Origin of the sequence: Pseudobacillus badius (assembly GCF_002189605.1) — a bacterium.
GTDB lineage: Bacteria > Bacillota > Bacilli > Bacillales > Domibacillaceae > Pseudobacillus > Pseudobacillus badius.
In genome coordinates this window covers 133,172-155,653 of sequence record NZ_MWMM01000002.1, presented here as the reverse complement: position 1 = coordinate 155,653, position 22,482 = coordinate 133,172, and the positions used below count along the sequence as shown (strand labels likewise).

At 42.9% G+C, this 22,482-nt stretch carries 21 protein-coding genes and 1 pseudogene; 20 read left to right on the top strand and 2 right to left on the bottom strand.

The genetic code is table 11. The annotated features are described in order from the left end of the window. The first annotated feature begins 15 nt into the window (after positions 1–15). From B1A98_RS03805 to B1A98_RS03750, 12 genes are all read left to right on the top strand, one after another. Positions 16–828, top strand: a complete 813-nt coding sequence (locus B1A98_RS03805; RefSeq protein WP_063385698.1) for a class I SAM-dependent methyltransferase — start codon at positions 16–18, stop codon at positions 826–828. Positions 829–835: 7 nt separating this feature from the next. Then, the gene (locus tag B1A98_RS03800; protein WP_063385699.1) at positions 836–1,792 is read left to right on the top strand and encodes a thymidylate synthase; all 957 of its coding nucleotides are present in this window, start codon (positions 836–838) and stop codon (positions 1,790–1,792) included. A gap of 492 nt (positions 1,793–2,284) precedes the next feature. Next, positions 2,285–3,304: an STAS domain-containing protein gene (locus B1A98_RS03795; protein ID WP_063385700.1), complete on the top strand. Its 1,020-nt coding sequence runs from the start codon at positions 2,285–2,287 to the stop codon at positions 3,302–3,304. A 78-nt stretch (positions 3,305–3,382) separates the two neighbouring features. Beyond that, the gene (locus B1A98_RS03790) at positions 3,383–3,868 is read left to right on the top strand and encodes a dihydrofolate reductase (RefSeq protein WP_063385701.1); all 486 of its coding nucleotides are present in this window, start codon (positions 3,383–3,385) and stop codon (positions 3,866–3,868) included. Between the two features lie 360 nt (positions 3,869–4,228). Beyond that, positions 4,229–5,230 (top strand): ABC transporter substrate-binding protein, encoded by a 1,002-nt coding sequence (locus tag B1A98_RS03785; RefSeq protein WP_063385702.1) that lies wholly within the window; start codon positions 4,229–4,231, stop codon positions 5,228–5,230. 224 nt (positions 5,231–5,454) lie between these two features. Beyond that, on the top strand, positions 5,455–6,474 hold the full coding sequence (locus B1A98_RS03780; RefSeq protein WP_041098142.1) for an ABC transporter permease: 1,020 nt from the start codon (positions 5,455–5,457) through the stop codon (positions 6,472–6,474). Then, positions 6,449–7,243 (top strand): ABC transporter ATP-binding protein, encoded by a 795-nt coding sequence (locus tag B1A98_RS03775; protein ID WP_063385703.1) that lies wholly within the window; start codon positions 6,449–6,451, stop codon positions 7,241–7,243. The genes B1A98_RS03780 and B1A98_RS03775 overlap by 26 nt, the downstream gene beginning before the upstream one ends. A gap of 54 nt (positions 7,244–7,297) precedes the next feature. After that, complete coding sequence (locus B1A98_RS03770) at positions 7,298–7,597, top strand: hypothetical protein (RefSeq protein ID WP_063385704.1); 300 nt, start codon at positions 7,298–7,300, stop codon at positions 7,595–7,597. Positions 7,598–7,718: 121 nt separating this feature from the next. Then, positions 7,719–9,167 (top strand): Na+/H+ antiporter NhaC, encoded by a 1,449-nt coding sequence (gene nhaC, locus B1A98_RS03765; RefSeq protein WP_063385705.1) that lies wholly within the window; start codon positions 7,719–7,721, stop codon positions 9,165–9,167. 21 nt (positions 9,168–9,188) lie between these two features. Next, entirely contained in the window at positions 9,189–10,355 is a 1,167-nt protein-coding gene (iadA, locus tag B1A98_RS03760; protein WP_082821810.1) for a beta-aspartyl-peptidase, read from the top strand. 137 nt (positions 10,356–10,492) lie between these two features. Beyond that, a complete protein-coding gene (locus tag B1A98_RS03755; protein WP_063385706.1) occupies positions 10,493–12,544 on the top strand; it encodes a sigma-54 interaction domain-containing protein in 2,052 nt (683 codons plus the stop codon). Positions 12,545–12,701: 157 nt separating this feature from the next. After that, a complete protein-coding gene (locus B1A98_RS03750; RefSeq protein ID WP_041096828.1) occupies positions 12,702–13,544 on the top strand; it encodes a DegV family protein in 843 nt (280 codons plus the stop codon). A gap of 58 nt (positions 13,545–13,602) precedes the next feature. On the opposite strand, the gene B1A98_RS03745 is transcribed toward B1A98_RS03750, so the two are convergent. Further along, positions 13,603–14,109 carry a PCYCGC motif-containing (lipo)protein gene (locus B1A98_RS03745; RefSeq protein ID WP_063385707.1) on the bottom strand — a complete coding sequence of 169 codons (507 nt, stop codon included), beginning with the start codon at positions 14,107–14,109 and terminating at the stop codon, positions 13,603–13,605. A 124-nt stretch (positions 14,110–14,233) separates the two neighbouring features. Between B1A98_RS03745 and B1A98_RS03740 the strand changes: the two genes are divergently transcribed. From B1A98_RS03740 to B1A98_RS03705, 8 genes and pseudogenes are all read left to right on the top strand, one after another. Beyond that, positions 14,234–15,043: an SGNH/GDSL hydrolase family protein gene (locus tag B1A98_RS03740; protein WP_223661621.1), complete on the top strand. Its 810-nt coding sequence runs from the start codon at positions 14,234–14,236 to the stop codon at positions 15,041–15,043. Next, positions 15,040–15,615 carry a YpmS family protein gene (locus B1A98_RS03735; protein WP_063385708.1) on the top strand — a complete coding sequence of 192 codons (576 nt, stop codon included), beginning with the start codon at positions 15,040–15,042 and terminating at the stop codon, positions 15,613–15,615. The genes B1A98_RS03740 and B1A98_RS03735 overlap by 4 nt, the downstream gene beginning before the upstream one ends. Positions 15,616–15,749: 134 nt before the next feature. Further along, positions 15,750–16,400, top strand: a pseudogene (gene msrA / locus B1A98_RS03730) (peptide-methionine (S)-S-oxide reductase MsrA); the annotation flags it as partial. 46 nt (positions 16,401–16,446) lie between these two features. Continuing rightward, entirely contained in the window at positions 16,447–16,668 is a 222-nt protein-coding gene (locus tag B1A98_RS20715) for a YozE family protein (protein WP_223661619.1), read from the top strand. Between the two features lie 167 nt (positions 16,669–16,835). Further along, the gene (locus B1A98_RS03720; RefSeq protein WP_063385710.1) at positions 16,836–17,606 is read left to right on the top strand and encodes a sporulation protein; all 771 of its coding nucleotides are present in this window, start codon (positions 16,836–16,838) and stop codon (positions 17,604–17,606) included. Between the two features lie 98 nt (positions 17,607–17,704). Further along, entirely contained in the window at positions 17,705–18,409 is a 705-nt protein-coding gene (gene deoD, locus B1A98_RS03715) for a purine-nucleoside phosphorylase (protein ID WP_063385711.1), read from the top strand. Between the two features lie 117 nt (positions 18,410–18,526). Then, entirely contained in the window at positions 18,527–19,324 is a 798-nt protein-coding gene (locus B1A98_RS03710) for a M15 family metallopeptidase (RefSeq protein WP_063385712.1), read from the top strand. A gap of 120 nt (positions 19,325–19,444) precedes the next feature. Next, positions 19,445–20,920 carry a lmo1851 family serine protease gene (locus tag B1A98_RS03705; protein WP_041096815.1) on the top strand — a complete coding sequence of 492 codons (1,476 nt, stop codon included), beginning with the start codon at positions 19,445–19,447 and terminating at the stop codon, positions 20,918–20,920. A gap of 92 nt (positions 20,921–21,012) precedes the next feature. Here B1A98_RS03705 and B1A98_RS03700 read toward each other — a convergent pair whose 3' ends face one another. Further along, positions 21,013–22,320, bottom strand: a complete 1,308-nt coding sequence (locus B1A98_RS03700; protein WP_063385713.1) for a diguanylate cyclase domain-containing protein — start codon at positions 22,318–22,320, stop codon at positions 21,013–21,015. Positions 22,321–22,482 lie beyond the last annotated feature (162 nt).

Here is a 22,482-nt window from a genome sequence, read left to right as displayed (position 1 = left end):
TTTACAGGAGAAAAGATGATTGTATCTACATCAGCACGCACCAATAAGAATCTTGAAGAAAAAGCCAAAAAGACGGCCGATGAACTGGGCTGCCGGTTTGTGCGGAGAGAAAAGCGCTCGATCGCTTCACTGCAGGCGCACTACCATTCTGACTGCCTGATCGTTGCCAAAAGCCGGTTGGAGTTATATTCCCGTGATGCAGAGGAACCGTTTTTCTTTCATCCCAACTCAGCTTCCTTCCGCGTCAAACGACTGATGAGAGGGGAAGAGGATCCGTTTATTGCTGCCGCCGGACTACGGCCGGGGATGTCTTTGCTTGACTGCACGCTCGGTTTAGCATCAGACAGTGTTGCTGCCAGTTTTGTCACAGGAGCGGCAGGCAGGGTAACGGGCGTGGAGGGCCAGCCGGTGCTTGCCTATATGGTGCGAGAGGGCCTAAAGGAATGGGTGTCTCCTCTGCCGGAGCTCAATGCGGCCATGAAGAGAATTGAGGTAGTCAACGAGCCCTATGAGTCTGTGCTGGCCCGCCTTCCGGACCAATCATTTGATATTGTCTATTTCGACCCGATGTTTGCCAAGCCAATCTTAACTTCTGAAGGGATTGCTGGCTTGAGAAAGCTTGCAATTCAGAATGAGTTAACAAAAGATGCCGTTCATGAAGCGCTGCGGGTTGCTAAACACCGGGTAGTTTTAAAAGACCACTATCAATCAGGGCGTTTTGCAGAACTGGGGTTTGCCCAGCAAATCCGTCCTGCTTCTCTCTTTCATTTTGGAACGATTGAAGCAGAAGACAAAAGAAGAGTGGACAGCGTAACAAACAAGGAGTGAAGATCAGATGAGCAACAATGAACAGCAATACCTGGATTTATGCCGGCATGTATTAAAAGAAGGAATCAGAAAAGACGACCGGACGGGAACCGGGACGATTAGTGTATTTGGCTGCCAAATGCGTTTTGACCTGCAGGAAGGCTTTCCGCTGCTGACGACCAAACGGGTGCCTTTCCGGCTGATTGTCAGTGAATTGTTATGGTTTTTAAAAGGAGATACCAACCTTCGTTATCTGTTGGAGCATAACAATCATATTTGGGATGAGTGGGGCTTTCAAAAATGGGTGGAATCAAAGGAGTACACTGGTCCTGATATGACTGATTTCGGCATCAGAAGCCAGCAGGATGAAGAATTTAAGAAGCTGTACGAAGAGCAGCTTGCTGTTTATCAGCACAAAGTGTTAACTGACGATGGCTTTTCTCAAAAGTTCGGCGACCTTGGAAACGTATACGGAAAGCAATGGCGCAGCTGGGAAGGCGCCGATGGGGAAGTATATGACCAAATTCAGTATATTATTGATGAAATTAAACGAAATCCGGATTCCAGACGCTTGCTGTGCAACGCATGGAGTGCGTCCGAACTTAAAAATCAGCAGCTTCCGCCGTGTCACTATGCTTTTCAATTTTATGTATCGGAAGACAAGCTCAGCTGCATGTTTAACATGCGTTCAAACGATGTGTTTTTAGGTCTTCCGTTTAATATCGCCTCCTATGCATTGCTGACCCATTTAATCGCCCATGAGTGCGGCTTGGAAGTGGGCGAGCTCATTTATACAGGTGCCGATGTACATATTTATTCTAATCATATTGAACAGGTAGAGAAACAGCTGCAAAGAGAGCCGCGCCCGCTTCCGCAGGTGAAGCTAAATCCTGAAGTCAAAAGTGTTTTTGACTTCACAATGGAAGATATCGAGTTGATCGGCTACGACCCTCATGGTCCAATCAAGGCGCCAGTAGCTGTTTAAAACGCATGAAAGAGAAACAGCGGAATTAGTTGAAAATGACGCTCAGGATACATTAAACTGTTTTTCTGCTGACGATGTACTGCGTGGCTATGGTCAGAAATCGCTGCCAAGTGCAGATCAGGTAATGGAACGATCGGCTTGCAATGGTGGTCTTTTGAGCAAAACATAAGTTATGTACCTTCCCTGAAAACTGGGGCAATGGATATGCTGTTGAAGCTGCTGCTGCAGTAAATGCGGCCATATGCCGGGCAAAAAGGATAGATGTATACAGAGATATTCTCCTGTTCATCTATCCTTTTCTTATGTGCCTGCTCGTTTGAATTTACAAGGAGATTGTGGCAGCATTATAATGAAACTGCTGACCTGTTTGCGATGGCGAATGAATAAGCCATGAACAAGATGTCTGCCCTCCCAATGGAGCAGGCTTTATTTTTCTAATAAAGGGTACTATACTAGCATGATGATCGCAGAAGATAGTGGAGGTTATTCTAATTGGAAAACTATAAGCTGGATGTTCACGGTTCTCTATTTGATTGGGATTTAGAAAAGGGGACATTTACATTTGAAAATGATGAAGTCGTATTGTTCTGGGTGAATACAGCCTTTAAAACCTTGCTTGACTCTATTGAGGAAATATCAGGCGAAAAGGCAGCCGAGCTTGTGCTGGAAACAGCTGGATACCGGACAGGAAAGATCGTCAGCCGCTTTTATTTAGATTCGATCGGCGATGTTGACACGGTTTTAGAGAAGCTCCCTATTACATACTTAACAGCTGGCTGGGGAATCACAGAGATCCAATCTTTTTCGCAAAAAGAAAAAAGAGCGGTTGTCCGCGTTAAGAATAGCTGGGAATATAAGATTAATGTTGCCCAGCATAAGACGGAGGAAGGCACCTTCCTGCCCGGACACTGGGCTGGCGTTCTGAGCGGACTGTTGAATGCGCAAGTTTGGTACAAAGTATCGAAGAGCCAAATTGCGGGAGATTCATATACCGAATATGAATTCTTTCCTTCTCATGTGACACCGACGCTGAATATCCATACGATGATTCAGGAAGAGGAACAGCGTGCGAAAAGAGAACTCGAGCAAACGATTTCCGAGCGGACAAAAATGTTATCGGACATTATTAAAGATATCTCTTCTCCCATTATTCCAGTAATGGATTCTATTCTTGTGATCCCGCTTATAGGGAAATATGAAGAATTCCGGGCAGAAGAGCTATTGAATCGGACGCTGCTGAATTTGCCGAACTACCGGGCTTCCTATTTAGTTCTGGATTTAACAGGAATTAAAGGGGTGGATGAATATACGCTCGATTTTTTGAGAAAGTTTGTCCAAGCGGCCTCTTTGCTGGGAACAAATTGTTTGTTTGTTGGCATCACGCCGGAGTTAAGTTTGAGGATTACGCAAAGCGGCTACGAAATCCAAAAGAGCCCTTGTTTCTCTACTTTGCAGCAAGGCATTACATACGCTCTGGACCAGCAAGGGCTGCAAATCACGGAAAAACCGTGACGAATAATACGTATAATATATACTGCCTCTATTGTTGAGAGATGAATAGCGGCAAGATGAAAAGAGAAGGTGACGGGCATGATTTCTTTTATTTGGGCAATGGATGAAAACGGCGTGATGGGGAAGGATAACGGCCTCCCTTGGCGGCTTCCCGAGGATTTGAAGTTTTTCAAAGAAACGACAATGGGCCATCCGATTGTGATGGGAAGAAAAACATATGAGTCCATCGGCAAGCCGCTGCCTGGCCGGGAGAACATTGTCATTACACGTGATAAAGAGTATGAAGCAGCCGGGTGTACCATCGTTCACTCCTATGAAGAACTGCTTGAACGGGCTAAACAGGAGAAAGAGTTATTTATCACCGGCGGAGCAGAAGTTTTCAAGCAAATGCTGCCTTATGCGGAAAAGCTGTATGTAACGGTAATCCATCATTCTTTTGCAGGAGATACATTTTTTCCTGATTCTATTGAATGGGAGGAATGGACGCTTATTTCTGAAAAGCAGGGGCCGAAAAATGAGAAAAATCCCTATGAATATTATTTTCGAATGTATAAAAGAAAGTAGCAGCCGGTTTTAATTGTATGAGCTTGCAGTTTTTCTGCAAGCTTTTTTTGTTAGATAAAATGAAGAAGAGAGGGGAATTGTCTCTTATGCTGCCTTCGGAGAATAAAACTTGAAAGCCGGTTTGTGCGTATGAATGATAAGAAATCAGGAGAAAGTTTTTTTGGATAATATGTTGCGAAATAAATAATTCAAAGGAACTCAGTTTTTGCGCTATAACGCACCAAAGCACTAACGAGAAAAAAACGTATTATTAATATTCTGAAAACACTTGATTTTCTGTTATCTTTCAAGCATAATAAATTTATCTTAGAAATAAATGAAGAATTTACTAGAAAGATAGGGACTTAAGGAGGAGTATGGATGAAAAAATGGATAAAAGGGATGACTGCAGCCGGGATAGCAAGTGCATTGTTATTGGCTGGCTGTGGCGGAGAGAGTAAAGAAGAGGGAAAAGAAGCAAAGGGACAAGAAGCTAAAAAGTATCAGATTGGCGTTACTCAGCTTGTTGAGCACCCGTCTCTTGATAACGCTTACAAAGGCTTTAAAAAAGCGTTGGAGGATGCAGGGATAGAAGCAGACTATGATGTGCAAATCGCTCAAGGGGACCAAAACAATAATCAGACAATCGCCAATAACTTTGCCGGTGACAAAGTTGACCTCATTTTTGCTAACTCCACTCCTAGTGCAACAGGGGCGCTGAATGCTACGAAAGACATCCCGATTATTTTTACCTCCGTTACTGATCCAAAGGCGGCAGGACTTGTAAAGGACACGGAAAAACCTGGCGGCAACATTACCGGCACAACAGACTTGCATCCGGACGCCATTCCGAAAACGATTGAATTTATGTCTAAGGAATTTAAAGGCAAACGCGTTGGGGTTATTTATAATGCGGGAGAGCAAAATTCTGTAGCTCAGGTGGAAAGCGTTAAAAAAGTAATGGAGAAAAATGGGTTAAAGCTCGTGCCGGTGACAGTATCATCTTCTTCTGAGGTAAAACAGGCTGCTGAATCGCTTGCCGGAAAAGCCGACATGATTTATATCGTCACTGACAATACAGTCGTATCTGCGCTTGAGTCGGTTGTTCAGGTGGCTAACCAAAAAGACATTCCATTATTTGTCGGAGAGCTTGATTCTGTCAAGCGCGGAGGGTTTGCAGCGTTTGGCTTTGAATACTATGACATCGGTTATGAAGCGGGAGAAATGGCAGCGAAGGTATTAAAAGACGGGGAAAAACCTGGAGACATGCCTGTACAGCCTCCGCAAAACTTGAAGCTGCTGATTAATGAGAAAGCCGCAAAAGAAATGAATATCGAAATTAAAGATGAATGGAAGAAAGAGGCAGAATTTGTCAAGGAATAATTTTGCGGGGCAACAAAGCAGAATTAGCTAGCCAAAGTAACCAGGTGAGGGGGCTTTATTTAAAGCGGTAGATGGCGTCTATCTCTTACGCTAAGGCTGATGGGAAAGGTTTGTTTTTCAGCGGGGTGCCGGACAAAAGCGGAGGAAGCCGCCCGGCTATGAATGTCGCAGAAAGCAGGTGTTCCCACAGCCCTCTTACCATCGGTCAACAGGAGGAGATTTATATGTTCACAGCCTTATTTGGCTCAGTAGAAGTTGGTGTTATTTATGCCATTATGGCTTTAGGAGTCTATCTGTCCTTTAGAATATTGGACTTTCCTGATTTAACAGTAGATGGAAGTTTCGTAACTGGAGGGGCAACAGCGGCTGTATTAATCATTTCCGGCGTTAACCCCTTTCTCGCTACAATAGCAGCCTTGGCCGCTGGATTTTTGGCAGGATGCGTGACAGGTATACTTCATACCAAAGGAAAAATTAATCCATTATTATCTGGAATCTTAATGATGATTGCTCTTTATTCCATTAATCTTCGCATTATGGATAAACCCAATGTACCGCTTCTTTCCGAAGAAACAGTGATTACAAAAATCGCTTCCTGGTGGCAGGGGATCGGCTTTGACAGCATGATGCAAAGCTTATTTACTTCTATTGGCTTAGGCGATTATATCCCTTCTACATGGGGAATTTTTATTGTTATGTTCATCATCGCTTTTGCTATTAAAAAAATGGTGGATCTTTTCTTAAAAACGGAGATTGGATTAAGCCTGAGGGCAGTCGGTGACAACGATGGAATGGTAAGAAGCTTTTCAGCTAATACGGACTGGCTAAAGGTTCTTGGCTTGGGCATTTCCAATGCGCTAGTTGCCTTTTCTGGAGCACTAGTGGCCCAGTATAACGGCTTTAGCGACGTTGGAATGGGCATTGGGATGATTATTATCGGATTGGCTTCCGTTATTATTGGGGAAGCGGTCATTGGCAATGCGACCATTGTCAGAGCAACCCTTGCTGTGTTAGTGGGAGCTATTTTATACCGTCTGATTGTAACACTGGCATTGAGAGCAGACTTCTTGGAAACAGGAGATATGAAGCTCATTACGGCTGTTATTGTCATTTTTGCTCTTGTAGTTCCTAAGTTAATTGATAAACAAAAAGCAGGAGCAAGAAAGAAAAAACGGGCCGCCCAATTAGATTCGGCCAAGTTAAATGGAGGCGATCAGGTTGCTGCAGCTAGAACAGATTTATAAAGTTTTCTATGAAGGAACACCAGATGAAAAGATCGCTTTAAATCAATTATACTTACACATGAAACCTGGTGATTTCGTCACAGTGATCGGCAGTAATGGGGCTGGAAAGTCTACTCTCATGAACATTATTTCAGGGAATATTTTTCCGGATTATGGAACTGTAAATATCAATGGAACAAATATGACTGCTATGTCAGAGCATAAGCGTGCCAGAAAAATTGGGCGGGTGTTTCAGAATCCGCTTGCGGGAACAGCGCCGACAATGACGATTGAAGAAAACTTGGCTCTTGCTTACAATCGAACGAAGCCGCGGACGCTGCAGTTCGGTGTAACCAAAAAACGCCGCGATTTCTTCCGTGAGCAGCTTGAGATTCTTCATCTGGGTCTTGAAAACCGTCTGCAGGCGAAGGTCGGACTGCTGTCTGGGGGAGAAAGGCAGGCGCTCTCCTTGCTGATGGCTACCTTTACCAAGCCGGATATTCTTCTGTTGGATGAACATACGGCCGCCCTTGATCCGGCAAGAGCGGATTTAATTACCAAATTAACGAAAGAGATTGTAGAAAAGTTCCAGCTAACTACACTAATGGTTACTCACAATATGCAGCAGGCGCTCGATCTTGGCAACCGTCTGATTATGATGGATAAGGGCCAGATTATATTCGAGGCAAACGAAACAGAAAAGCCAAACTTAACTGTGGAGAAGCTGTTGGCGGAATTCCAAAGAATCCGCGGCGAAGCCCTCTTAAGCGACCGTTCACTTTTGGCTTAATAAAAAATAAATTAGATTGGCTTTCTGTAATTTGAGGAGCCGATTCAAAAGGTCATGAAACATGACTTTTCGAATCGGCTCCTTTTTCTTTTAAAAATAGACTTGGTCTTTATTGCGGCAGATGCTTTCTTCACCGTGCTCCCTCCAGAGCTCGCCCTGTTCCCGCACGAGTTGCCGCTATCCTTGCAAACAGGCGGAGAAACATCAAGCTTTTTCTCCGCCTGTTTTTATTTTATAGACGAATGGGACAGCCACTTTCTGGTGTTTGATGAAGTAAACATCAATTTTTTATTTATTGGGATCTATTGGTCTAATTGTGACTTTCTAACCCGTTATATCCCGTCTGTTTCTTGATAAACAGTCGTTCGTATAGGGAGAAAGGTATAAATATCAGTAAATTCTGATTAATGGGTAATTGGCACGCTTATTGCATTATTGATAACTAAGTGAAAGTAAAAAATAAGGGGGAGTTCATATGAAAAAAAAGCCTGGTTTCGTTTTGGCCATTATCCCTATCGTTGCGCTGCTGTTGTTGCTCGGAATAGGTTACGGCCTCTTTCATTTAAGAGCGGAGCCTCTTCTGATCATTGCAGCGACGATAGCGGCTGTTATTGGGAAAAGCTTAGGTGTATCTTGGGAAGAAATGCAAAATGGAATTGTTGAGACAACTGCTAAATCAATGTCTGCGATTCTAATTTTAATTACGGTCGGGGTTTTAATTGGAACTTGGATGGTAGCAGGAACCATTCCAATGATGATTTTTTATGGAATAAAGTTAATTGATCCTAATTATTTATTGATTACTGCTTTTTTTGTCGCCGCGATCGTTTCTACCTTCACTGGCACTTCGTGGGGATCAGCAGGAACTATTGGAGTTGCAGTTATGGGAATCGCTCTTGTCCAAGGTGTTTCTTTGCCAATGACAGCAGGTGCGGTTGTAGCAGGCGCTTACTTTGGAGATAAACTGTCGCCGCTTTCCGACACAACGAATTTGGCTCCTGCCGCCGCTGGAAGCAAGCTATATGAGCATATAAAGCACATGCTGTATACGACTATACCAGCTGCCATTATCGGATTGATTGTTTATTTTATAGCAGGAAAAATGACGACCATTACTAGCGGTGATAATCAAGAAGCCCTCAATGAGATGACTTCCACTTTGGTAGCTATGTATGATTGGAACTTATTGTTAATTGTGCCTATTCTGATCGTTTTAGCGGGTTCGATTTTAAAGTATCCTACTATCCCGGTTATGCTTGCTTCTTCAACAATAGCCATTATTTTAGGAGTGACTTTTCAAGGTGTTTCTATTGCAAATGCGTTCTTGTCTACGGTCAGCGGATTTGATGTCAGTATGATGTCTGGAACAGTCGATTCAGCCAAAGTTCCGGAGGATGTCTCGAATTTGTTGAACCGCGGGGGAATGACTTCGATGATGGGAACGACCTTAATTGCTTTTTGTTCCTTTGCCTTTGCAGGAATCATAAGCAAGATTGGGTGTTTAGATGTTGTATTGGAAAAAGTCAATGAAAAAGCCCAGTCAACAGGCAGCTTAATTCTGGCTACTGTCTTATCTTGTATTACGATTGCTATCACGACGGGAAGCTCTTATTTATCTATTTTAATTCCCGGAGAACTTTTTAGAAATGTATATGCTGAAAGGGGCTTGCATCCTAAAAATCTTTCAAGAACGCTGGAGGATTCGGGGACTGTCGTTGTCCCGATCGTTCCTTGGTCTTTGGCGGGAGTGTATATGTCCAGTACGTTAGGCGTGCCGGTGATTGAATTTTTGCCGTGGGCAGTTATGTGCTATGTAGGGTTTATTTTTGCCATTATTTATGGATACACAGGGTTCTCAATCGAGAAAATCAAACCATCTGCCGAAGTGGATTCTTCAAAAGATGACTTTCAATATAAATTTTAAACAGCTGCAGGGGGAAGAAACATGATATTAAAGCTTATTAAGGGTACACATGTATATTCACCAGAAGATTTAGGAGAAAAAGATGTGCTGATTGCAGGCGATAAAATTGCTGAAATCGCTAATGACATAGCAATAAGCGGAGTAGATGTCGAAGTGATCGATGGAAAAAATACAATATGTATACCAGGCTTAATTGACCGCCACGTTCATATTACCGGAGGAGGAGGAGAAGGAGGATTTTCTTCAAGCACACCGGAAGTTCAACTGGGGTCCTTGGCGAGTAAAGGAATTTCTACAGTAGTAGGCCTGCTTGGCACAAATGATATAGGGCGCAGTATAAAAAACTTATTGTCTAAAGCTAAGGCTTTAAGAGAAGAGGGGATCAATGCGTATATTTTAACCGGAGGATATGGTTATCCCCCCAACACATTTACAGGAGATGTAAGGGAAGACATTATGTTCTTCCAAGAGGTATTGGGTTTAAAGCTTGCTATTGAGGACCATCGTTCTTCTTATATCACAAAAGAGGAGATGAAAAGGCTGGCTGCCCATGTAAGAGTAGCCTCTATGCTGTCGGGAAAGAAAGGGTTCATCCATTTGCATATGGGAACCGGCCGCAATCATTATGATACTCTCTATGAAATTCTCTCGGAAACCAATTTGCCCATTAGCCTGTTCAGCCCGACACATATTAACCGAAGCGAGGATTTATTGGAAGCATCTATAGAATATGCTCATCGCGGAGGACTTGTAGATCTTACTTCCAATATTACGCTAAAGGGAAGCCGAGGCCGATTGTCTCCTGCACAAGCGCTTAAGTATTTGCTGGATAAAGGGGTGGCAATTGATCAAATAACGGTCAGTTCAGATGCTAACGGCAGTATGCCTGTCTTCAATGAGGCAGGTGAACTGAAGGGTCTTGAGGTGGCAGGGTTTCAGCCTACACTGGATGCTTTAAAGGAACTGGTCAGTGAACGAGGGCTTTCCGTGGAGGAGGCACTAAAACCATTTACGGTGACTCCGGCAAAAGGATTAGGGCTTTATCCGGCAAGAGGCGTCCTGCAAGAGGGCAGCTATGCAGATATTGTCCTGATGGATGAAGAGATGGGAATAAGAAATATGTTCGTCAATGGGATGCAATTTATAAAGGAATATGAACTGGTGAGAAAAGGCACATTCGAATCATAGAACAGGGACATTTCTTTTCTTGTGAGAGAGCTTTAGTTTTGGATAAAGCTCTCTTTTTTTATTGTCAGTTTATTGTTAACATTTATAACAAATCCGCACGAACGGTCAATTAGGAGCAGAAGAGAGGAGGAGCAGCAATGAAGGAATTAATCATCATTTCTCTAGGAGTCAACACGTTGGAAAGTATGACGGAACAAATTAAACGTTATGTCGGAGATGAAGTGGCTATTCGGGGATATTCCATTGAAACAGGCGTGGAGGAAGACTTTAAAGATAAAATTGTACTCTTGACAGGAGCACCGATTTTACAGCACGTAGCTGCACAAGTACAAGGGGCTAAAAAGATTATTGTTGCCAGACGGGCATTGAGCTATCGTCATATTGAAAAGCTTTTTATGCTGAAAGAGAAAACGAATGTTTTATTAGTGAATGATACAAAAGAAAGCTGTTATGAGGCTATCGAGCAGTTGAAGGGGCATGGCTTTCACTCTCTGGCTTTCTTCCCTTACTATCCGGGTATTTCAAGCTACTCTTCATGTGCGATAGCTGTCACCCCGGGAGAAAGCCGGTTTGTGCCGCCAGAAGTTTCAGAAGTCATTGATATTGGGAATAGACAGGTTGATATCACCACCATTACCGAAATTATGTCTGAATTAAATATTCTTAAAAAAGCCGGGATGCTTGCCTCCTCTGAATTTGTCAGTGAAATTATCGAGCTAACCAAGTACTTATCAATCATTAACAGAAAGTTGGATGATTCAAATTTATTGTTAACTATGATTTTTGATAAGTTTCCTAAAGCATTATTGTTTTGCGATGAAAAGGGGCAGGTCACTTACTCTAATGAAAAAATGAAATGGATTTTTGAAGGGAATGCTTTTCTGGATGTTCATGTGAAAGACTTATTCGGGGCGGAGTTTGATATAAGGACGGCTCAATATTATGAAGAAGAGCTGTTTCAATTAAGAAATAATACATACATTCTATCTGTGGATAAGGTTGAAAATGAGAAAGAGGTCATTTGTTATTTAATTGAACTTGAAAACTATGACAATTTTAAATATGTAGATCAAGTGATTAGCTCTAAAATCAATAGCGGCAAATTCATAGCTCGTTATCAGTTTGCTCATATTCATTCCCGCAACGAGCGAATGAATAGGATGATTCAACTGGCGAAGAGGATGGCCAAGAGACAGGGCTCGATTCTCATTCAAGGAGAAAGCGGAACGGGGAAAGAACTGCTCGCTCAAGCGATTCATAATGAATCCCCGCGTTCTAACCAGCCGTTTATTCCTGTCAATTGTGCAGCTCTTTCTCCTTCGGTGTTGGAAAGTGAGTTATTCGGCTATGAAGAAGGAGCATTTACTGGTGCTAAAAAGGGAGGGAAAAGGGGATTATTTGAATCAGCGAATCATGGAACGCTCTTCTTGGACGAAATTGGAGAGACTCCGCTTGATGTGCAAGCTAAATTATTAAGAGTCATTGCAGAAGGGGAAGTGAGAAGGGTTGGGAGCAATCACCAGGTGCCGGTGGATGTTCGCATCATTTCGGCTACCAATCAAAATCTGGCAGATAAAGTAGCGGATGGATCTTTTAGAAAGGATTTATACTACCGCTTAAATGTTCTGCCTTTGGATACAGTGCCTTTGCGGGAAAGAAAAGAAGATATCATGCCTCTGGTTCATCATTATTTGAATGTCTTCACTCAGAATAATGTGTATCATGTAAATGAATACTTGGATAAAGAAGCAGCAGATTTTTTATCCCGCCATCCTTGGCCGGGAAATGTAAGAGAGCTGGTAAATATAGTTGAATATATGGTAAATATGAAGCTTCCAAAACAAAGAATGATGCTGAATGATTTGCCGGCCTATTTCATTGCAGAATGGAGAAGCGAAGAACCGCAGACAGAGCTCACGCAGATCAAGCCTTTTCTGTCAGCAGAAGAGCAGGTGCTGCTCATTATTTATCAAAAGTATGGGATCGGCAGGAGACGTATTGTGCAAGAATTAGAAAATAGAGGTTTGTCCATGGGAGAGGGAAAAGTAAAACTCATCCTTGAAGCTTTAAGGAAAAAAGGGTGGATCGAAGTGAATAAAGGTGTAAGAGGATGTACAGTAAGCCAGAGAGGCGAAAAGCAGGCAAGAAAGATTGCGGAAAGTGCCACAGTTGCAGAAGAAGCCGACTAGAGGGCGCGAGAGCCGCTATAAACTAGCGTTCATTATAGACGAAGCTTCTCTTCGTCTTTTTATATTTATTGGAATATCCAAAAACGAGAGATTAAGATGTTCATAGAATAGGTTTAGCGATATAATGTGATCAGATGGATAATAAGGATGTGGAATCGTGCAAAAAATTAAAGTAGTAACGGATTCAACTGTGGATCTAAAGAAAGAAGTGCTGGATCAGTATGGCATTACTATCGTTCCTTTAACGATTTTTATAGATGGAAAAACGTATTTAGATACAGTTGATATTTCACCTGATGAATTTTTAGAAAAAATGAAGGAGGCAAATGAGCTGCCAAAAAGCTCACAGCCTTCTGTAGGCCGCTTTTTAGAGGTATATGATGAGTTAGGAAAGGATGGCAGTCAAGTGCTGTCGGTTCACATGACAGGAAAGATGAGCGGAACTGTACGGGCGGCCGAACAGGCCGCAGAGATGAGCCAAACGGATGTCACGGTGGTTGATTCCGGCTATATTTCAAAAGCGCTGGGTTTCCAAGTCGTGGAAGCGGCAAAGCTTTCTGAACAAGGCGTCCCGGTTGAGGAAATCGTCCATCAGCTGCAGGAAATTCGTTCGCAGACGAAGCTCTACATTGTGGTGGATACGTTAGAGAATTTAATAAAAGGCGGCCGTATTGGCAGGGCAAAAGGTTTTATCGGCTCTCTCTTAAACATAAAGCCCATTGCAAACCTGGATACAGGAGAACTAAATCCGGTGGCAAAGGTGCGCAGCCATGCCCAAGTGATTAAGTACTTATCTGCGCAAATAGCTGAGGAAATTAAAGGGAAAAAGGTTATAAAAATTGGTTTGATGCATGCGGATGGCTACGAGCTGGCAAGCCGGTTAAAAGAGAAGCTCATCGAAGTCACGGGATTTGACGATTTTGAAATTGAGACGACGACTCCGATTATCTCCACCCATACAGGAGTAGGCGCCCTTGGATTGATGTACTGGGCGAAATGAGCGTTTGTTTCCTATAAATAAAAAGTGTTCTGAAAGCTTAAGCTTTCAGAACACTTTTTTATGCCGGCATTGGAGTTGGGGTTGGCTTTGCGTACCCCTCCTTGTATTTTTCATCAATATATTGGCGAATTTCTTTCAGTGGCTTGCCGTCTTTAAACATCAGCACAGATTCGGCAGCAATTTCCAAGCATACGCCGCAGCGTGTGCCGTGATCGTCCCAAACGATTTTGTCTTCTGAGATATCAGCCACAAAACAGTTTAAATTACTTTTGTGGCCAGCTGAATCACCGCAGCCGCAATAGCAAGGCATAGATTCAAGAACCTCAGGGTTTTTGGCGGCCGCTAAGTAAATAGCTTTCATCTGCTCATCTTTATCCTTTAAGAAATCAGGCATTTCTTCTACAGAAGAGGTAGTCTCCTGCAAATCCCCATTCGCTTGAGTATGTGCATCATGATGGCCGGAATGCTCCGCCTTCTCAGATTTTCCCTCGCTAGTTTTAGAGGAACAGCCTGCAATCAGGACGAGCAGCGTGCCAAGAACGGCAAAATAATATAGTACCTTCAATTCGGTCAAACTCCTTTTTTAGTGTTTTTGCTATACAGTTAAACATATTATACTATACAATCGATCAAGGGCCTATTGAGAAGCTGTGCTCAAAGCTTCTTCTAAAAAAGGAATATGCTATAATATGAATAATTCAAACGGCGGGGTGAACAACTTGAGAAAAATGTGGATCATTTTTTTGGCCTTTGTGTTCAGTTTAACAGGCTGTTCCACATTTCCAAACGAGACAACAGAGGTCGTTCCAAAAAATTTACATGTCGTTTCGATTGGTGATTCGTTGACACAAGGAGTAGGAGACAGCACGGAGAGCGGCGGCTATATCCCGTATTTGCAACAGCGGCTGGAACAGCTTCCCGAGGTGAAAAAAGCTAACTTTGTGAATTACGGGGTCAAAGGAAACCGCACAGATCAGCTGCTGGAGCGCCTTAACCAGCAGGAAGTGAAAAAATCCCTGCAAAAAGCTGACCTTGTCATTATTACCATCGGTGGAAATGACATTATGAAGGTATTTAAAGATAATTTTACCAAGCTAAGCGTTCCGGCATTTGACCGGCAGCGCAGCTCCTATGAAAAAAGGCTCGATGAAATTATCCAAACGGTTAGAAAAGAAAACAGGGACGCCGGGATTGTCTTAATGGGCTTATACAATCCTTTCACCAAGGTACTGGCGGATGTGGAGGAAGTCAAAGCTATCATTCATGATTGGAATGAGGCAAGCAAAACCATTGTTGAACAATATGATCAAACCTGTTTTGTGGCGGTTGAAGATCTGTTTGAAAATCCAAAGGAAGAACTATTGTATAATGATCAGTTTCATCCAAACGATCAAGGCTATGAACGGATCGCCGACAGGATATTTGAAACAATCAAAGGGAAAAAGCTGGAAGAACTGACAAACAAAAAAATTATTTACGCAAATGAGGAGAGAGAATGAATAAAAAGTGGAAACTGGCATTTTTAGGGTTGCTTACTTTAAACGTGATCATTGTTCTGATCCTCGCTATCGCCTTGTTCTCACCGGTAAAGGATGAGCCGTTGCCGAAAGCTCAGCCGGAGAAAGAGGCCGTTGAGTTTCATGTGCAATCCAATAAAGAAGATTTAAACCGGGTCATTAAAACGTTTATAGAAAAAGAAAAGGCCAAGAGTTTCGTTGATTATAATGTCTATTTGCGCGATCAAGTAGAATTATACGGAGATATCGCCGTGTTTTCAGAGAGAATCAATTATAAATTAAGCTTTGAACCGGAGGCGCTGAAGAACGGAAATGTCATCCTTCGGCAAAAGGGCATTAAAGTTGGCAGGATCAATTTGCCCGTCTCCTATGTCTTAAAGGCAGCAAGAGATGCTTATCAATTTCCAGACTGGGTGAAAATTATGCCCAATGATGAATTGATTTATATCTCTTTAGATAAAATGAAGCTTGAGAGTGATTTGAAAGTTAAAGCAGATCGGATCGACTTGAAAAAGGACGATATTCGTTTTACATTTCAGCTTCCGACAGAATAGCCGCACACAGTCCAGAAGTGTCCCTGAAGGCAGATCCGCCATTCAGGGACAGCTTTTTTATCAGTCATGTAAAAAGCGGCAGTGGATTTCAATTGATTAAACCGGGTATTACTTATAAAAAGAGGTGATGGAAAATGGAAGAAAAGGCAACGTTTGCTGGAGGCTGTTTCTGGTGTATGGTCAAACCGTTTGAGGAGCAGCCGGGCATTAAAGAAGTCATTTCGGGTTACACGGGAGGATCGACTGAGAATCCAACCTATGAAGAGGTGTGCAGTGAAACAACCGGCCACTATGAAGCGGTGGAGATTACCTACGATCCGGCTGTTTTTTCATACGAACGACTGCTTGAAATTTACTGGAGGAATATTGATCCGATAGATATTGGCGGTCAGTTTCATGACCGCGGCCGATCTTATCAGACAGCCGTTTTTTACCACACAGAAGAGCAGCGGCGACTGGCAGAGGATTCAAAGCAAAAGCTGCAAAAGAGCGGGCGTTTTCCGCTCCCGATCGGCGTGAAGGTTTTGCCGGCTCAGCCATTTTATGAGGCGGAGGAATCTCATCAGCAATATTATAAAAAAAATCCGCATCATTACGAAGATTATCATCAAGGGTCAGGGAGAGCGGCCTTTATCCGCAATCACTGGGGAGGAAAAAGAAGTGAAAGCTAACCGGCCGGAATTAAGCAAAAACTGAACGAGCGGCAATTTGAAGTCACGCAAAACAACGGAACGGAGCCTTCTTTACGCAATGAATACGGGAATCTTTCAAAAATTTTTCTTTACCGAAACACCTCTTTCCTTTATATTGGGTGAAAAAGGAGATGGGGTTGTGCGAAAATCATTTTATCATTACTTAATGAAATTTCGGGAAGAGCCGCCGAGAGATGAGTTGGCGAAATTTGCGAATCATGCATTTGCGGATCACAGCTTTCCGAAAGCGGCTGATGACTATGATGAATTAAGCCGTTATTTAGAGATGAACGGCTCTTATTTATCAGGCATGAGGGTTTTTGATGAGGCATGGGACCGCTATTTAGAAGAAGAAACGTAAGAGGCTGCCGAAAGTATTGCGGACAGCCTTCTTCTTATCGCTCCGTTAATCAACGCCGCCAGTTTCCCCGGTGGGATGCAAGAGCATTTTAAGGTGAAAAAATTGAAACTTTTTTGCGGCACCGGCGTATATTACGTGAGCATATGAATAGAGAAGGGGGAAACGGTATGTCATTTTTTAATAAAATTTTGGCTAGCATTGGAATTGGCGGAGCAAAGGTAGATACTAAGCTGGAAAAATCAGAATACACGGCTGGGGAAGTCATTCGGGGACAGGTGGAAATCGTCGGGGGAAGCACAGAACAGCAAATTGACTCGATTTATTTGACTGTGTATACGACATTTACCCGTGAAGCCGATGACCGCAAGTATACGGATCATGCGGCAGTGAAGAAACACAAATTAAATGAACCATTCAAGATTGGCGCTAACGAGAAAAAATCTATTCCTTTTTCCATGGAGCTGCCGACAGATACACCGATTACTTACGGCAATACGCGCGTTTGGGTAGCAACAGGGCTTGATATTAAAAACGCGGCTGATCCGGGGGATAAAGATTACATTGAAGTGCGGCCGACGCGGTTGGCTGCGGCTGTTCTGGAGGAGGTTGGACAGCTCGGCTTCCGTCTCAGAGAGGTAGAATGTGAACAGGCGCCAAGATGGAGCGGCAGCCGCTTTCCATTTGTGCAAGAATTTGAATTTGTGCCGATAAGCGGTCCATTTCGAGGCAAACTCGATGAATTGGAGATTATTTTCTTAGCACAATCAAACGAGAAAGCGGAATTGCTGTTTCAAGTAGACCGTAAAGCAAGAGGGATTGGCGGCTTATTTGCAGAAGCATTGGAAATGGATGAAACCCATATCAAGCTAATAGTAGAGTCTGCAGAAATACCAAATTTACGAGAGAAGCTCAGACAAACGATTGCTAAATACGCTTAATTAGCCTGTCACTAAGAAAGCTCCCATATTCATTGCAGACCCTTCTAAAAAGAATTACAATAATGAAAGCAGAAAGAGATTATTTAGGAGGGTTTACAATGAGTATTCATATTGGAGCAAAAGAAAATGAAATAGCAGAAACGGTTCTTCTTCCAGGTGATCCGCTGCGGGCGAAATATATTGCGGAAACATTCTTGGAAAATCCGGTTTGCTATAATGAAGTCAGAAATATGTTTGGATACACAGGAACGTACAAAGGGAAAAACATCTCTGTTCAAGGAACGGGAATGGGCGTCCCCTCCATTTCTATCTACATAAATGAACTGATGCAAAGCTACAACGTCCAAAACTTGATTCGTGTCGGTACATGCGGAGCCATTCAAAAAGACGTAAAAGTCAGAGATGTTATTTTAGCTATGAGCGCGTCTACAGACTCCCAAATGAATCGATTGACATTCAAAGGAATCGATTATGCCCCAACGGCGAACTGGGAATTACTAAAAAAAGCTTTTGACGCCGGTACAGAAAAAGGGCTCCAGCTGAAAGTTGGAAACGTCTTTACTGCCGATATGTTCTACAATGACAATGCTGACCATGAGTTATGGGCGAACTATGGCATGCTGGCCATTGAAATGGAAACGGCGGCGCTGTACACATTAGCGGCAAAATACGATCGAAAAGCGCTGTCTGTGCTGACAGTGAGCGACCATATTTTAACGGGAGAAGAAACAACTGCGGCCGAACGCCAATCAACGTTCAATGACATGATTGAAGTAGCTCTTGAAGCAGCCATCCAAGAATAAATGTTCAGCTGCTTGATATTAACAAACGAACAACCAGCCCATTGAAAGGGCTGGTTTTCCTTTGAACGTCCTGCCAGCAAGAATTTGACAAAATTAAGTAAAGAATCAGGTGATAAAATGAAAAAAACAGGATGGTTACTAACAGCTGCATTGCTGCTCAGCGGCTGCCAGCAAATAGGAGGGGCTGATCATGACCAGCAAGAAAAGCCTCACGGGCAGAGCGCTGCTGAGAAGCCGAAACAGCAGGAGAAAGAGGCTCCTGCCGCTTTCGAGCTGGATTCCGCTTTTTTTAATGAAGTAACGGAAGCTGAAGGAAAAAAAGTGATCACTAACCCTGAAAATATTATGGCGCTGGTAAACAAAGAGTTTTCCTTGCCCGGAGACTATACACCGCCAGACTTAGTGCGTCCGAATGTGCCGTTTTCCTTTGGAGAGCAGGATATTGAAAAAAGCCATATGAGAAAAGAAGCGGCCGCGGCGCTTGAAAAAATGTTTGCTGCGGCAAAACAAGAGCAGATTGCGCTGTTTGCTGTTTCGGGCTACCGTTCTTATAAGCGGCAGGAAGAAATTATGAATAATCAAATCGCAAAAGCAGGTTCCTTTGAAAAAGCTGCGCAGGCAGTGGCACCACCTGGGCAAAGCGAACATCAGACGGGCCTGACGATGGATATCTCAGGGGAAAGTGTTCAGTTTGATTTAATCCAAGCATTTGAAACGACGAAAGAAGGGCAGTGGCTCGCCAATAATGCGCATAAGTACGGGTTCATTTTGCGCTATCCGAAAGGAAAGGAAGCGGTTACCCAATATATGTATGAACCGTGGCACTTTCGCTATGTGGGCACCAAGGCCGCCGCAGAGATTTACAAACAGGGATGGACGCTGGAAGAATACTTCAATCATGTGAAAAAAATATAATTCCTTTCTAACCTCTCTCCCTATTCTATTCGGGAGAGGTTTTTCTTTTTAATTCGCTTGAAAACTGATAGAATGTAAGAGTTAAACAATGAACATTAAGCATGGAAAGCGGTGAGCATCATGGATGAAAATCAATCTGGCCAGCCTGGCGGCAAGCATCCGTCTCCATACATCCGGTTAAAGAGGTTCCATTTTATTATGCTTGTGTTTTTCCTCGTATTTGCAACAGCGGCCATTACTACGCTCGCTCTTGCTTTTGGAGGGGAAAAAGCAGCAGAGGTCGGCATGAAGCCGCATCAGGAATTTGAAAAGCTGTATGAGGCCTATGACAAACTAGAGAAAAATTATTATCAAGACGTAAATAAAGAAAAACTCGTAAACGGGGCAATTAATGGGATGATTGATTCTTTAGATGATCCGTACTCAGACTACATGGACAAAAAAGAAGCGAATCAATTCCATGAGAGTGTTTCTTCGTCCTTTGAAGGAATCGGTGCAGAAATACAAGAAGAAAAAGGCATGATTAAAGTTGTTTCTCCTATTAAAGGCTCTCCGGCGGAAAAAGCCGGACTTCGCCCGAATGACCGGATCTTGGCGGTCGATGGGAAAAGCCTGGAAGGGATGAGCTCCTCGGAAGCCGTTTTACTGATTCGCGGTGAAAAAGGCACAAAAGTCAAATTAAAAGTCCAGCCCGCCGGAGCAAAAGAGCCAATGGAAATGACGCTCGTACGCGATGAAATTCCGATTGAAACAGTATATGCGGAAATAAATGATGAGAAGGTCGCCCATATTCAAATCACAAGCTTTTCTGAACATACAGCGGCAGAGCTAAAAGATGCCATCAAAGACATGGAAGCAAAAGGAATGACATCCATGGTGCTTGATGTGCGGCAAAACCCTGGCGGACTGCTTGATCAAGCCATTGAGATTACCGATATGTTTGTGCCGGAAGGGAAAATTCTTTTCCAGGTAGAGGACAATAATGGCAAGCGTGAAAAAATGGTATCTGATAACAAAGAGAAAATATCGGTCCCGGTCGTTGTCCTAGTTGACAGCGGCAGCGCCAGCGCTTCAGAAATCTTTGCAGCGGCTATGAAAGAATCCGCAGGTGTTCCGATCATTGGAGAAAAAACGTTCGGAAAAGGAACCGTGCAAACAGCAGAGGATTTTAAAGACGGTTCGAATATGAAGTTTACAACTGCCAAGTGGCTGACGCCAAGCGGAAATTGGATTCACAAAAAAGGAATTAAACCGGACATACCGGTCAAACTTCCTGACTATGCTAACTTGTCTTATTTAAGTCCCGACAATGAGCTTAAGCTCGACAGTTTATCAGAGGAAGTAAAAACTGCCGAGAAAATGCTTGAAGCACTTGGCTACCCGCCAGGAAAAGTAGACGGCTTTTTTGATGGAGAAACTGAAAAAGCGGTAAAAGATTTCCAGAAGAAATCAAACATTGAGCAAACAGGCGTGCTGTCAGGTGAGACGACCGTACAATTGATGACGGATTTACGAGAAAAAATTCAAGAAAATGATACACAAAAACAAAAAGCAATAGATACATTGAAAAACGAGCAGACAAGCTCCGCTTCATAAGAATACAAAGAGCCGGCCTCTTCCTGAGCATTGGGAAGAAGCCGGCTCTTTATCTATAGTCAAGTAAAAGGATCGCCTGCACTAAAAGCTAATCAGAAAATGTCGCTTCCTTTTGCTACTCTTAATTGGTTGCGGCCTGCTTCTTTTGCTTCATACAGTGCTTGATCAGCCAAGTGGATTAAATCGTCCGGCGCATAATGATGTTTACCAGGCAAAACAGTAATGAGACCGGCGCTAGTCGTTACAAACTCACCGGCTTTAGATTTTCCATGCGGGATTTTCAGCTTTTCCACACTTTTTCGGATTTCTTCCGCGGCTATGCAACTTTCCTTAGGAGGCATGTCTGGAAGAATGGCGATAAACTCCTCTCCTCCATATCTTGCGAGGATGCCGGAAAACTCAGCAACCTTTTTCTCCATGGCGGCAGCGGCAGTTCTTAGGCAGGTGTCTCCTTTTAAATGTCCGTATGTATCATTATAAGTTTTAAAGAAATCAACATCGAGCAATACAACGGACAATGGTTTATGCCATTGAGTCGCTTTTTTCAATTCTGCTGAAAGCTTTTCATCAAACGTCCGGCGATTGGGAATGCCGGTGAGTTCATCTATAGCGGAAAGCTGATTTAATTGCTTGTTAATCTCTTTCAGTTTGTTTTTTGCTTTCTTTAATTTTGAAACATCAGAGAAGACAGCGATGTAATGAGTGGTTTTATTTGTCTCATCTTTGAGAGTGCCGATATTCAGCCATTGAGTATAGGTGCTTCCAAATTTATCTTTATTGGAAATCACGCCTTCCCAGTAGCCGTTAGTTAGCAAATTCATCCACATTTCCCGTAAAAACGAATCGTCATGGTCTCCTGATGGAAGGAGTTTTAAGTGTTGGCCTTTTACTTCCTCGAACGAGTAGCCGGTAATTTTGGTAAATCCTTCATTGACATAAGTGATCTTCTCATCTGCATCAGCAATGATCACGCCCTGCTGTGTTGTTTCAAGAACCTTGGCAAACAATTTTAACTCGGACTCCACTTTTTTCTGTTCGGTAATGTCCTGGATTTGTGAAATAAAGAACAGCGGGTGATGATCCTCGTCGCAAACAATAGAAGCGGTCAATAAAACAGTAATAATGCTCCCATCTTTATGAAAATACCGCTTGACCATTTGGTAGGAACTTTTTTTCCCTTGTATTAATTCATTGACATGGGATAAATCACTTTCCAAATCGTCAGGGTGGGTTATATCTTTAAAGGTTACTTGAAGAAGTTCTTCTTCAGCATAGCCGATTAATTCGCACAAGGCATGATTGACTTTCAGCCATTTCCCATCAAGGCCGACAAGGGCCATGCCAATAGCGGAATGTTGAAAAGCATTGGAAAACAAGACATCACTATCGAAATTTTTCATGATAACTACCTTTCAAATTGACAAACTCAATGTATTTTAACAGCTGCCTAATAGCATCGTTCTGTTCCTGCGTTTAAATGAACGAGGGCAGATAGGTGGATCATCTACTACAAAATCATTCTTCCTTGAATAATGAATGTGATAAATGACATAGGCATTATG

Coding starts and splice junctions, on each gene's coding strand:
- B1A98_RS03800 (WP_063385699.1), top strand. CDS start 836: ATGAGCAACAATGAACAGCAATACCTGGATTTATGCCGGCATGTATTA.
- B1A98_RS03700 (WP_063385713.1), bottom strand. CDS start 22,320: ATGAAAAATTTCGATAGTGATGTCTTGTTTTCCAATGCTTTTCAACAT.
- deoD (WP_063385711.1), top strand. CDS start 17,705: ATGAGTATTCATATTGGAGCAAAAGAAAATGAAATAGCAGAAACGGTT.
- B1A98_RS03780 (WP_041098142.1), top strand. CDS start 5,455: ATGTTCACAGCCTTATTTGGCTCAGTAGAAGTTGGTGTTATTTATGCC.
- B1A98_RS03710 (WP_063385712.1), top strand. CDS start 18,527: ATGAAAAAAACAGGATGGTTACTAACAGCTGCATTGCTGCTCAGCGGC.
- iadA (WP_082821810.1), top strand. CDS start 9,189: ATGATATTAAAGCTTATTAAGGGTACACATGTATATTCACCAGAAGAT.
- B1A98_RS03770 (WP_063385704.1), top strand. CDS start 7,298: ATGAAACATGACTTTTCGAATCGGCTCCTTTTTCTTTTAAAAATAGAC.
- B1A98_RS03790 (WP_063385701.1), top strand. CDS start 3,383: ATGATTTCTTTTATTTGGGCAATGGATGAAAACGGCGTGATGGGGAAG.
- B1A98_RS03720 (WP_063385710.1), top strand. CDS start 16,836: ATGTCATTTTTTAATAAAATTTTGGCTAGCATTGGAATTGGCGGAGCA.
- B1A98_RS03785 (WP_063385702.1), top strand. CDS start 4,229: ATGAAAAAATGGATAAAAGGGATGACTGCAGCCGGGATAGCAAGTGCA.
- nhaC (WP_063385705.1), top strand. CDS start 7,719: ATGAAAAAAAAGCCTGGTTTCGTTTTGGCCATTATCCCTATCGTTGCG.
- B1A98_RS03805 (WP_063385698.1), top strand. CDS start 16: ATGATTGTATCTACATCAGCACGCACCAATAAGAATCTTGAAGAAAAA.
- B1A98_RS03740 (WP_223661621.1), top strand. CDS start 14,234: ATGAATAATTCAAACGGCGGGGTGAACAACTTGAGAAAAATGTGGATC.
- B1A98_RS03735 (WP_063385708.1), top strand. CDS start 15,040: ATGAATAAAAAGTGGAAACTGGCATTTTTAGGGTTGCTTACTTTAAAC.
- B1A98_RS03705 (WP_041096815.1), top strand. CDS start 19,445: ATGGATGAAAATCAATCTGGCCAGCCTGGCGGCAAGCATCCGTCTCCA.
- B1A98_RS03755 (WP_063385706.1), top strand. CDS start 10,493: ATGAAGGAATTAATCATCATTTCTCTAGGAGTCAACACGTTGGAAAGT.